Annotated in this window: 11 protein-coding genes; 9 read left to right on the top strand and 2 right to left on the bottom strand. The window is 61.1% G+C overall.

Annotated elements, in window-relative coordinates; translation table 11 throughout:
* Positions 1-76: 76 nt before the first annotated feature.
* The gene (locus tag P9292_RS26420) at positions 77-979 is read right to left on the bottom strand and encodes a LysR family transcriptional regulator (protein WP_309962022.1); all 903 of its coding nucleotides are present in this window, start codon (positions 977-979) and stop codon (positions 77-79) included.
* 125 nt (positions 980-1,104) lie between these two features.
* Here P9292_RS26420 and P9292_RS26425 point away from each other — a divergent pair, with 125 nt between their 5' ends.
* From P9292_RS26425 to P9292_RS26450, 6 genes are all read left to right on the top strand, one after another.
* Positions 1,105-2,781 carry a GMC family oxidoreductase N-terminal domain-containing protein gene (locus tag P9292_RS26425; protein ID WP_309844978.1) on the top strand — a complete coding sequence of 559 codons (1,677 nt, stop codon included), beginning with the start codon at positions 1,105-1,107 and terminating at the stop codon, positions 2,779-2,781.
* Positions 2,782-3,093: 312 nt separating this feature from the next.
* Positions 3,094-3,873, top strand: a complete 780-nt coding sequence (locus tag P9292_RS26430; RefSeq protein WP_244826623.1) for an ABC transporter ATP-binding protein — start codon at positions 3,094-3,096, stop codon at positions 3,871-3,873.
* On the top strand, positions 3,870-4,631 hold the full coding sequence (locus P9292_RS26435) for an ABC transporter ATP-binding protein (protein WP_244826622.1): 762 nt from the start codon (positions 3,870-3,872) through the stop codon (positions 4,629-4,631). The genes P9292_RS26430 and P9292_RS26435 overlap by 4 nt, the downstream gene beginning before the upstream one ends.
* Before the next feature lie 95 nt (positions 4,632-4,726).
* Complete coding sequence (locus P9292_RS26440; protein ID WP_244826621.1) at positions 4,727-5,944, top strand: ABC transporter substrate-binding protein; 1,218 nt, start codon at positions 4,727-4,729, stop codon at positions 5,942-5,944.
* Between the two features lie 83 nt (positions 5,945-6,027).
* Positions 6,028-6,912 (top strand): branched-chain amino acid ABC transporter permease, encoded by an 885-nt coding sequence (locus P9292_RS26445; RefSeq protein WP_244826620.1) that lies wholly within the window; start codon positions 6,028-6,030, stop codon positions 6,910-6,912.
* A complete protein-coding gene (locus P9292_RS26450; protein WP_309964198.1) occupies positions 6,912-7,883 on the top strand; it encodes a branched-chain amino acid ABC transporter permease in 972 nt (323 codons plus the stop codon). Before P9292_RS26445 ends, P9292_RS26450 begins: the two co-directional genes overlap by 1 nt.
* A 256-nt stretch (positions 7,884-8,139) precedes the next feature.
* Here the strand turns inward: P9292_RS26450 and P9292_RS26455 are convergent, their stop codons facing one another.
* Positions 8,140-8,289 carry a hypothetical protein gene (locus P9292_RS26455; protein ID WP_309962024.1) on the bottom strand — a complete coding sequence of 50 codons (150 nt, stop codon included), beginning with the start codon at positions 8,287-8,289 and terminating at the stop codon, positions 8,140-8,142.
* A 98-nt stretch (positions 8,290-8,387) separates the two neighbouring features.
* Here P9292_RS26455 and P9292_RS26460 point away from each other — a divergent pair, with 98 nt between their 5' ends.
* The 3 genes from P9292_RS26460 to P9292_RS26470 all read left to right on the top strand — a co-directional run bounded on the left by P9292_RS26460 (position 8,388) and on the right by P9292_RS26470 (position 12,186).
* Complete coding sequence (locus P9292_RS26460) at positions 8,388-9,554, top strand: ABC transporter substrate-binding protein (protein WP_309962026.1); 1,167 nt, start codon at positions 8,388-8,390, stop codon at positions 9,552-9,554.
* A 247-nt stretch (positions 9,555-9,801) separates the two neighbouring features.
* Positions 9,802-10,974: an ABC transporter substrate-binding protein gene (locus P9292_RS26465; RefSeq protein WP_250466197.1), complete on the top strand. Its 1,173-nt coding sequence runs from the start codon at positions 9,802-9,804 to the stop codon at positions 10,972-10,974.
* A gap of 156 nt (positions 10,975-11,130) precedes the next feature.
* Positions 11,131-12,186, top strand: coding sequence for a branched-chain amino acid ABC transporter permease (locus P9292_RS26470; protein WP_309962028.1), 1,056 nt, complete (start codon positions 11,131-11,133; stop codon positions 12,184-12,186).
* Positions 12,187-12,188: the final 2 nt, after the last annotated feature.

Here is a 12,188-nt window from a genome sequence, read left to right on the forward strand (position 1 = left end):
TTGAGCGGTTTGCCTTGAATGAAACATCTGCGCTCAAGCCTAGCAAAGTTTCGATGAAGGCCGCTTGAACTTCGCCTTACATCGACCATTGGGCGTCGATGAGCCGCAGCGCCGCCGCAATCGCCGGTTCCTCGCGGCGTTCGGCGAGCGTCACGAACGACAGTTGTGTCGATACCGTGACGCCCTCGACGATTGTCAGCGCATGCGCGTGCGCCTCCCGAAGCGCGATCGAATCGCGGGCGAGCGAAAGGCCCACGCCCGATTTGACGAGATCGAGCATCGACGGCTCCTGATCCACTTCGGCGACGATGGTCGGCGACGCGTTGGCGTCGCGGAAAATCTTCGATAGCAGCCGGTTGTGCGCGGATTCCGGCGGCGTCCAGATCCACGGCAACCGCGCGAGCGTCGCCCAGTTGCGCTTTCCCTTGTTCACGCGGTTATGCCAGCCGGCGGGCGCGAGCACGCGATAGTCGAAGGGCGTCAGCCGCACGACATGAAAGCGCTCGCCATCGCGCGTGCCGTCCGCCGCAGGGTCGCCGATGTAGTAGCCGACATCCAGTTCGCGCGACTTCACGCGTTCGAGCACCCAACCCGACATGCCATGCCGCAACGCCGTTTCAATGCGCGGATACGCTTCCACGAGTTGACGCAGAAAGCCGCCAAGGCGCAGAAATTCGGGGTCGAGAATCGTCCCGATGCGTGACGTGCCGCTCACTTCGTCGCGCAATGCGGCGGCGGCGCGTTGGACATCTGCGGCGGCGACGAGCGCGCGTTCCGCGTGCGGCAGCAGCGCTTCGCCGTCGCGCGTCAACAAAAGTCCGTGCGATGTCCGCGAAAACAGCACGACGCCGAGCATCTCCTGAAGATTCTTGATCTGGAGACTGACCGCTGGCTGAGTGACATGCAGTTGCGCCGCCGCGCGCGTGAGATTGCCTTCGCGAGCGACGGTGATGAAAGCGCGCAGAAGTGTGTAGTCCATGCGCTGATATTAGCGCGACTTATATCGCCGATGAACATATCTCATTGGATTTGCTGCGGCTTGCGGCGCTACTCTCGCCAGACCATGCCGCGACAGACGGCATTGCCGGCCATCAGGAGACAGCGATGAAACAGGACGCCCGCAAGCTGGAAGGTGAATTCGACTACATCATCGTCGGCGCGGGCACGGCCGGATGCGTGCTCGCCAATCGCCTCAGCGAAGACCCCAACGTGAACGTGCTGCTGCTCGAAGCGGGCGGCAAGGACGACTATCACTGGATTCACATTCCCGTCGGCTACTTGTACTGCATTGGCAATCCGCGCACGGACTGGCTGTACAAGACGCAAGCCGAAGCGGGTCTGAACGGGCGCGCGCTGTCTTATCCGCGCGGTCGCGTGCTCGGCGGATGTTCATCCATCAACGGCATGATCTACATGCGCGGCCAGCGCGAAGACTACGACGACTGGGCGCATATCAGCGGCGACCCGAACTGGTCGTGGGATTCCGTGCTGCCCATCTTCAAGCGCAGCGAGGATCATCACGGCGGCGCGAATCAGTGGCATGGCGCGGGCGGCGAATGGCGCGTGGAAAAACAGCGTCTCAAGTGGAAGATTCTCGAAACCTTCTCGCAAGCCGCGCAGCAAAGCGGCATTCCCGCAACCGATGACTTCAATCGCGGCGACAACACAGGCGTCGGTTATTTCGATGTGAACCAGCGCGGCGGCATTCGCTGGAACGCGGCCAAAGCATTCCTGCGTGAAGCGATGAAGCGCCCGAACCTCACGACCATCACCGGCGCGCACACGCAACGGCTCGTGTTCGAGGGCATGCGGTGCTCGGGCGTGGAATATCGCGGCGGCGACGTCGATTACATCGCGCGGGCGCGTTGCGAGGTGATTCTCAGCGCGGGCGCGGTCAACTCGCCGCAGATTCTCGAGCTCTCGGGCATCGGCAATGGCGCGCGGCTGCAGCGGCTCGGCATCGATGTCGTGCGCGATCTGCGCGGCGTCGGCGAGAATCTGCAGGACCATCTGCAATTGCGCATGGCATACAGAGTAAACGGCGTGCGCACGCTCAATACGTTGTCGGCCAAATGGTGGGGCAAGCTTTTCATCGGCATGCAATACGCGCTCTTGCGCAGCGGCCCCATGTCGATGGCGCCGTCGCAACTCGGCGCGTTCGCCAAATCCAATCCCGACGACGCATCCATCAAGCGCTCCGATGTCGAATATCACGTTCAGCCGTTGTCGCTCGAACGCTTCGGCGAGCCCTTGCACGCGTTCAATGCGTTCACGGCGTCCGTATGCAATCTGCGGCCTACGTCGCGCGGCAGCGTGCATATTGGCTCGCCGGATGCGCACGCGGCACCGCTCATCGCGCCGAATTATCTTTCCACGGAACACGACCGCGAAGTTGCCGTCAACGCGTTGAAGCTCACGCGGCGTATCGTCAACGCCCCCGCGCTGGCGCGACATGCGCCCGAAGAGATTCTGCCCGGCATCCAGTTCCAGACGCAGGAAGAACTGATCGAAGCGGCAGGCAATATCGGCACGACGATTTTTCATCCGGTCGGCACATGCCGCATGGGTACGGACAACGATCCCGCCGCCGTGGTCGATAGCCGTCTGCGCGTGATCGGCGTGCGCGGATTGCGCGTGGTCGATGCATCGGTGATGCCGGTCATCACCTCCGGCAACACGAATTCGCCCACGCTGATGATCGCCGAACGCGCAAGCGACATGATTCGCGAAGACCGGCGCGGCATGGAAGCGCAAGAGGTCATCGCAACCGCGCTTGCATGACCGCACGATGAACGGCGCGTTTGGCGGCCTCGCACGAGACGGCGTCATGCGAGGCCTTCGCGTGTCCGACAGCCCGAGCTTTCAACGGCGTAAGTAAGTGCAAATCCCAATGATTGCGCTGCATCATTGCGGCGACAATGGCCTCGAATCAGGTGATGCTCGGCTTATCGCGCGCACACTTTTGTGCAACCGCAACAGCGGCGCACGAGGCTAAGCGGTATCGGCGCGAAACCCGCGTCCGGTATGCGCGGATAAAAAATAAGGCGCAGGCGAAGTCATCCGCTTAGCATTTCACTTCGCATGGAAGGGGACATGATTCTCGGCGACACCATTCTGGAAACGCGAGGGCTCACGAAGGAATTCAAAGGCTTCACGGCCGTGAATGGCGTGAACCTGCGCGTGCGCCGCGGTTCGATCCACGCGCTGATCGGTCCCAACGGCGCGGGCAAGACGACCTGTTTCAACCTCCTCACCAAGTTCCTCGAACCCACCGCGGGCCAGATCGTCTTCAACGGCACCGACATCACGCGCGAACGCCCGGCGCATATCGCGCGGCGCGGCATCATTCGTTCGTTCCAGATTTCCGCCGTGTTTCCGCACTTGAGCGTGCTGCAGAACGTGCGCGTCGGCCTGCAGCGGCAGCTCGGCACGTCGTTCCAGTTCTGGCGCAGCGAGCGTTCGCTCGATGCCCTCAACGACCGCGCGATGGATTTGCTCACGCAAGTGGGCCTGACCGATTTCGCCGATACGAAAACCGTCGAGCTTTCATACGGCCGCAAGCGCGCGCTGGAAATTGCCACGACGCTTTCGATGGAACCCGAACTCATGCTGCTCGACGAACCGACGCAAGGTATGGGGCACGAGGACGTGGATCGCGTGACGGCGCTCATCAAGAAGGTCTCGGCGGGACGCACCATTCTGATGGTCGAGCACAACATGAACGTGATCGCGGGCATCTCCGACACCATCACGGTGCTTCAGCGCGGCGAAGTGCTCGCGGAAGGCAGCTATGCGGAAGTATCGAAGAATCCGCTCGTGATGGAAGCCTACATGGGCAGCGCCGATGCAGCGCTCACCGGAGCGCACGCATGAGCACGATCGTGGAAGCGCGCCGCTCGCAAGAGGCGAACGGCGCAGCGGGTCATGTGCCCGCGCTGGAAATAGCAGGCTTGCAGGCGTGGTACGGCGAATCGCACATTCTGCATGGTGTCGATCTGAAGGTGAATCGCGGCGAAGTGGTCACGCTGCTCGGCCGTAACGGCGCGGGGCGCACGACCACGATGCGCGCCATCATGGGATTGACCGGGCGGCGCACGGGCTCTATCCGCGTGGGCGGACGCGAGACCATCGGGCTTGCCACACATAAGATCGCGCATCATGGGGTCGGCTATTGTCCGGAGGAGCGCGGCATTTTTTCGAGCTTGTCCTGCGAAGAAAATCTTCTCTTGCCACCGGTGACCGGCAATCCGAAAGAGGCGATGCCGCTAGACGAGATCTACTCCATGTTCCCGAATCTGAAGGAGCGGCGCGCAAGTCAGGGCACGCGGCTCTCGGGCGGCGAACAGCAAATGCTCGCGGTGGCGCGCATTCTGCGCACTGGCGCCAATTTGCTGCTGCTCGATGAGATATCGGAAGGGCTTGCGCCCGTCATCGTGCAGACACTCGCGCGCATGATCCTCATGCTGAAGGCGCGTGGCTACACCATCGTCATGGTCGAACAGAATTTTCGTTTCGCGGCGCCGCTCGCGGACCGCTTCTATGTGATGGAGCATGGAAACATCGTCGAGCATTTCGGCGCGGGGGAACTCGAAGCGAAGATGCCGGTGCTGCACGAATTGCTCGGGGTGTAATCGTTCTTAAATCGACAAACGCGGCACGTTGAAGCGGCACGTAAAGCGGCACGGCTCAGGCAGCACGCAACAACCAAAAACTCACGGAGACTGCAATGAAAATGAAGACCCTCGCGCGCCTTTCCACTTTTTGCTTTGCGGCTGCGGCGGCGAGTGTGGCGTCCATGAACGCTGCTCACGCGGCCGACGGCAACACGGTGAAGATCGGCTTCATTACCGACCTGTCGGGTCTCTATGCCGATATCGACGGCCAGGGCGGTCTCGAAGCCATTCGCATGGCGATTGCGGACTTCGGCGGCAAGGTGAACGGCAAGCAAATCGAACTCGTGTATGCGGATCACCAGAACAAGGCGGATATCGCGGCATCGCGCGCGCGTGAGTGGATCGACCGCGATGGCGTGAACGTGATCATCGGCGGCACGAACTCGGCTACCGCGCTTTCCACCAATCAGGTCGCGGGCGAGAAGAAGGTTCCGTACATCAACATCGGCGCGGGCGCGGACAACCTCACGAACGAGCAGTGCACACCGTACACCGTGCACTATGCGTACGACACCATGGCGCTCGCCAAGGGCACCGGTTCCGCCGTGACGAAGCAGGGCGGCAAGTCGTGGTACTTCCTCACCGCCGACTACGCGTTCGGCAAGGCGCTCGAAAAGAACACGGCCGACGTGGTGAAGGCCAACGGCGGCCAAGTGCTCGGCGATGTACGCCATCCGCTGTCAGCGTCGGACTTCTCGTCGTTTCTGTTGCAGGCGCAAGGATCGAAGGCGCAGGTGCTCGGTCTTGCGAACGCGGGCGGCGACACCATCAACTCGATCAAGGCAGCGAAGGAATTCGGCATCAACAAGTCGATGAAACTCGCCGCGTTGCTGATCTTCCTGACGGACATCCACAGCCTGGGACTCGAAACCACGCAAGGCCTCGTGGCGACGGATAGCTGGTACTGGAACAAGGACGACAAGACGCGCGCGTGGGCCAAGCGCTACTTCGACAAGATGAAGAAGATGCCGACGAGCCTGCAGGCCGCGGACTATTCGGCTGTCACGACGTATCTGAAGGCCGTGCAGGCCACGGGCACGACCGACAGCGACAAGATCATGGCGCAGTTGAAGCAGACGAAGATCGACGACTTCTACGCGAAGGGCACCATCCGCCAGGACGGCGCGATGATCCACGACATGTATCTCATGGAAGTGAAGAAGCCGTCGGAGTCGAAGGAGCCGTGGGACTACTACAAGATCACGGCGACGATTCCCGGCGATCAGGCATTCGGCACGAAGGCGGAGTCGCGCTGCGCGGCGTGGAAATAAGCGCACACGGTTGATGCGGCAAGCGGCTGTCATTGGCCGCTTGTCGCGATGACTTAATCGACCCATTCCTGACGGCAGGTTCAATGGAAATTTTCGGCATCCCGCTCGCCGCGATGATGAGCCAGTTGCTCCTCGGACTGGTGAACGGCTCGTTCTACGCGATCCTGAGTCTCGGGCTCGCGGTGATCTTCGGCTTGCTCAACGTCATCAACTTCGCGCACGGCGCATTGTTCATGCTTGGCGCGATGCTCGCGTGGATGGGCGCCTCGTATCTCAACGTGCCGTATTGGGCGATGCTCGTGCTCGCGCCGCTTATCGTCGGCCTCTTCGGCATGGTTATCGAGCGCTCGATGCTGCGTTGGCTGTACAAGCTCGATCACCTCTACGGCTTGTTGCTTACGTTCGGCCTCACGCTCGTGATCGAAGGCGTGTTCCGTTCCATCTATGGTTCGTCGGGTCAGCCTTACGACGTGCCCTCGCTTCTGACGGGCGCGACCAATCTCGGCTTCATGTTCCTGCCGAACTATCGCGCGTGGGTCGTCGTGGCATCGCTCGCGGTGTGCTTCGCGACATGGTTCGTGATCGAGAAGACGCGCATTGGCGCTTATCTGCGCGCGGGCACGGAGAACCCGAAGCTCGTCGAGGCATTCGGCATCAACGTGCCGCTCATGATCACGCTCACCTATGGCTTCGGCGTCGCGCTTGCGGCCTTTGCGGGGGTGCTGGCCGCGCCGGTGATTCAGGTGTCGCCGCTGATGGGCCAGTCGATGATCATCACCGTGTTCGCGGTCGTGGTGATCGGCGGCATGGGTTCGATCATGGGCTCGATTCTCACGGGTCTTTTGCTCGGCATCATCGAAGGCCTGACGCGCGTGTTTTATCCGGAAGCGTCCGCGACCGTTGTCTTCGTCATCATGGCGCTCGTGCTGATGGTGCGGCCCGCCGGACTGTTCGGCAAGGAAAAATGATGCAGAGAAAAGCGCTTTACAGCTTGTTGCTGATCGCTTTGATCGTCGCGCCCTTCGCGGGCGTGTATCCGGTCTTCATGATGAAAGTGCTGTGCTTCGCGTTGTTCGCGGCGGCGTTCAATCTGTTGATCGGCTATACGGGCTTGCTGTCTTTCGGGCACGCGATGTTTCTGGCAAGCGCGGGCTACACCGCGGGCTATGCCATCCAGACATTGGGGTTGACGCCCGAACTCGGCGTGATCGCGGGAACGGCGGTGGCGACCGTGCTTGGATTGATCGTCGGTCTTCTGGCGATTCGCCGCCAAGGCATCTACTTCGCGATGGTCACGCTCGCGCTCGCGCAGATGGTCTACTTCGTGTTCCTGCAGGCGCCGTTCACACATGGCGAAGACGGCTTGCAAGGCGTGCCGCGCGGCAAGCTCTTCGGCGCGTTGAACCTCGGCAGTGACATCACGCTCTATTACGTCGTGCTCGTCGTCATGTTGCTGGCGTTCGCGTTGATCGTGCGTATCGTGCATTCGCCGTTCGGACAAGTGCTGATCGCGATCAAGGAGAACGAGCCGCGCGCGGTATCGCTCGGCTACGATACCGCGCGCTACAAGCTGCTTGCGTTCGTGTTGTCGGCGGGTCTCGCAGGGCTTGCCGGTGCGCTGAAGACGCTCGTGCTCGGCTTCGAAACTCTCGGCGATGCCTACTGGACGATGTCCGGCCTGGTGGTGCTGATGACGCTCGTCGGCGGCATGAGCACCATGTTCGGTCCGTTGCTCGGCGCGGCGATCATCGTTGCGCTGGAAGACCGGCTCGGCGATATCGGCGGCGGACTTGCGCGACTCACCGGCGTGGACTGGTTCAATTCGCTGGGTGAATCCGTGACTATCGTGACGGGCCTGATTTTTATCGCATGCGTGCTCGCATTTCGGCGCGGCATTGTGGGTGAAATCGTGGCGCGTGTCAGACCGCTACAGGGTTAACCATTTAGTTGGATATCCGAACAAATACTGTTCAAGCAACGACACGCGCGCGATGCACGGTTAACGACCTCGAAATCGCCCTCTTAAGGTGCTTTTATGCACCACTAGGGTAAATGCTAGGTTGTTGCGAAACGATACAGTCGATAACATTCTGCTTAGTTCTGTTGCACCCAGATTTTTGAGGTGGAGAACGAGGAGACATGAGGCACCAAGTGCCCGACCGAAAGCGCTGTTGGATGATTCCAACAGCGCTTTTTTATTGGCTGTTTTGTTTTACGTCGATATTTCGCGTCGCCGAAATATAATCCGCATACCGTTTCGGCGGATTCAAAAAACTCGCATTCACACCCGGTCGCAGCTTACGTTCGACAGCCGTCATAAGCCCTGCAAAACGCTTGCTGTGCATGACGCGCCTCCGCTAAACTGCATTTCCCGACCCATCGGTCGGTGAAAAGACGCGGGCTTCAAACTGGACGTTTCACGATCAAGACGGGGCGCAAATCAATGAAGTGGGCTTTACGCGTTAAGACGGTCGCAATGGCTGTCGCGGGTTTATCGGCGGTATTCAGCACTCAGGTTTTCGCGGACGTAAAGATAGGCGTGACGGTTTCGGCAACGGGCCCGGCGGCTTCGCTCGGCATTCCGGAAAAGAACACCATCGCGTTGCTGCCGAAGGAAGTGGCGGGGCAGAAGGTGCAGTACATCGTGTTGGATGACGCCACGGATTCCACGCAAGCCGTGAAGAACGCGCGCAAGCTCACGAGCGAAGACCACGTCGATGCGCTCGTCGGTTCCACGGTCGTTCCCAATTCCCTCGCGATGATCGACATCGCCGCCGAGACCACCACGCCCATGATCTCGATGGCGGCCGCGGCCAGCATCGTCGAACCCATGGACGTGAAGAAGGCGTGGGTCTTCAAGACGCCGCAGAACGACATCCTCATGGCGACCGCTATCGCGCAGCACATGTCGAATCATGGCGTGAAGACGGTTGCCTTCATTGGCTTTGCGGACGCCTACGGCGAGAGCTGGTTCAAGGAGTTCACGAAGGCGGCGGAGCTTGCGAAGATTCGCGTCGTGGCCAACGAGCGCTTCGCGCGCAACGACGCATCGGTCACGGGGCAAGTGCTCAAGATGATGTCGCAGAATGCGGATGCGGTGCTCATCGCCGGTGCTGGAACACCCGCCGCGCTGCCGCAGAAGACGCTCAAGGAGCGCGGCTACAAGGGCAAGATCTATCAAACGCACGGCGTTGCCAACAACGACTTCCTGCGTGTATGCGGCAAGGATTGCGAAGGCACGTTCCTGCCCGCCGGACCGTTGCTGGTCGCCGAGCAACTGCCGGACAGCAATCCGGTGAAGCAAGCCGCGCTCACTTACAAGAAGGCTTATGAAGGCGCATACGGCGCGGGTTCGGTCTCGACGTTCGGCGGTCATGCGTGGGACGCGGGCCTCATTCTGCAGCGCGCTATTCCCATTGCCTTGAAGAAGGGTCAGCCAGGAACGCCCGCGTTTCGCGAGGCATTGCGCGCGGCTATCGAAGGCACCAGGGACTTGCCTGCATCGCACGGCATCTTCAACATGAGCGCGAACGATCACTCTGGCCTCGATCAGCGTGCTCGCGTGATGGTGGAGATCGTCGGCGGCAAGTGGAAGCTCTCGGGCAACTGAGCATGTGAAATCACGCAAACGAAGAAGGCGCGTCTGTCATGGTCGCGCCTTTTTTTCTGCATGCCGTAATGGAAGAGAAGAGGGCGCGAAAACCCCATGCAGCGCCTGCCGACGGTCAGGGAAAACCAGCCTAGGCACGTGGTTTCGCGGTACATAGATTGGGGCGGCTATTCAGACGGCAGTAAGCAAGCTTCATCGATAACAACTCGCAGCGGCGCGCACAGCCGGTCGCGTTTGGAGACAAGCAATGAAAACGAAGCACACATGGATCAGGGCAAGCGTCGCGCTCGCCATCGCGGGGGGCGCGCTCGTAAGCTCGGGCGCGGCCTTCGCGCAAGTGAAGATTGGCGTGACGCTCTCGGCCACGGGACCGGCGGCATCGCTTGGGATTCCCGAGAAAAATACCATCGCGTTGTTGCCAAAGGAAATTGGCGGCAAGTCCGTCGAGTACATCGTGCTGGATGACGGCTCCGACACGAGCCGCGCCGTGCAGAACACGCGCAAGCTGATAGACGAGGATCATGTCGATGCAGTCGTCGGTTCAACGGTCACGCCGAATTCGCTCGCGATGATCGATGCCGCTTCGGCTTCGAAGACACCGATGATCTCGATGGCGGCATCGGCTTCCATCATTGCACCGATGGATGGCAAGAAAGCTTGGGTCTTCAAGACGCCGCAGAACGACGCGCTCATGGCCGACGCCATCGCCAGTTACATGGAGAAGCACGGCGTGAAGACAGTGGGCTTCATCGGCTTCGCGGATGCCTACGGCGACGGCTGGTACAACGTCTTCAACGCAGCGGCGAGCGCGCACAAGCTCAAGATCGTCGCGAACGAACGCTATAACCGCACGGACACGTCCGTCACCGGTCAGGTGCTCAAGACGGTGGGCGCCAATCCGGATGCCGTGCTGATCGCAGGCGCGGGAACGCCGTCGGCGCTGCCGGCGAAGGCGTTAAAGGAGCGCGGGTACAAGGGCAAGGTTTATCAGACGCACGGTGTGGCGAACAACGACTTCCTGCGCGTATGCGGCAAGGATTGCGAAGGAGAGATCCTGCCTGCCGGGCCGGTTCTCGTGACCGAGCAACTGCCGGAAAACAATCCGGTGAAGAAGTCCTCGGCGGCGTACAAGAACGCCTATGAGAAGGCCAACGGGGCGGGTACGCTTTCCACCTTCGGCGGTCACGCGTGGGACGCCGGTCAGATGCTTCAGCGTGCGATCCCCGAAGCGCTCAAGAAAGCGCAGCCGGGTACGCCCGAGTTCCGTGAGGCGCTGCGTGCCGCGTTGGAGAATCTGAAGGACTTGCCCGTCGCGCACGGCATCATGAACACGACATCGAACGATCACAACGGCTTCGACGATCGCGCGCGTGTGATGGTGCAAATCTCCGATGGCAAGTGGAAGCTGCTCAACGACTGATCGGACTTGAGCGCGTGCTCTTCTAAAGGCGCGTTCTTTTCTCCGATTTTCAAGATAGCAAAGCGGTGCGCCGATGTATGCGGCGCGCCGCTTTTTCCCATGTTCACGGGCTGATCCGGCAGCCCGACCTTTTTGCGGAAGCTCTGAAGAGGAAGTATGGACTTATCGATTGCGGCGATCCTCGCGCAAGACGGGATCACCACGGGCGCGATCTATGGATTGCTCGCGCTCGCCCTGGTGCTCGTGTTTTCCGTGACTCGCGTCATTTTCATCCCGCAAGGGGAGTTCGTCGCTTATGGCGCGCTCACGCTTGCCGCGCTGCAGACGCAAAAGCTGCCGGCGACGTGTTACTTGCTCATCGTCATGGGCGCGGGTTGCTTCGTCGCCGAACTTGCTGGGATCGTGCGGCATCCGGCGCGGTATCGGCAGATTGGACGGCTGCTTGCAACGCTCGCGGGAAAGTATGTGCTGTTTCCCGTCGCCGTATGGGCACTGACGCAGGCAATCTTCGCGCAGCCCTTGCCGATGTTCGTGCAGATCGCGCTGACGCTGTTGATCGTCGTGCCGATGGGACCGTTCGTGTATCGACTCGCCTACGAGCCGATCGCGGAGGCGAGCACGCTGTTGCTGCTGATCGTCGCGGTGGCCGTGCACTTCGCGATGGTCGGGCTCGGGCTCGTCATGTTCGGCGCGGAAGGATCGCGCACGACAGCGTTCTCCGACGCTACCTTCAATCTCGGCAGCGTGTCGATCTCCGGGCAGAGTGTGTGGGTGGTGGGCACGGCGGTCGTGCTGATCGCGGCGCTCTACTTCTACTTCGACCGGACCATTTCTGGCAAGGCGTTGCGGGCGACGTCGGTGAACCGGCTGGGCGCGCGCCTGGTCGGCATCGGCACGACGCAAGCGGGGCGGCTCGCGTTCACGCTGGCGGCAGGGCTCGGCGCGCTGTGCGGCGTACTCGTCGCGCCCATCACGACCATCTATTACGACTCGGGATTCCTGATCGGCTTGAAGGGCTTCGTCGGGGCAATCGTGGGCGGTCTGGTGAGTTATCCGCTGGCGGCGGCGGGGTCGCTGCTCGTCGGCTTGCTGGAGTCGTATTCGTCGTTCTGGGCGAGCGCGTACAAAGAGGTGATCGTCTTCACGCTGATTATTCCAGTGCTGCTATGGCGAAGCCTGGCAAGCCCGCATTCCGATGAAGACGAGGAGTAACG

The sequence above is a fragment of the Caballeronia sp. LZ001 genome (assembly GCF_031450875.1).
Classification (GTDB): domain Bacteria; phylum Pseudomonadota; class Gammaproteobacteria; order Burkholderiales; family Burkholderiaceae; genus Caballeronia.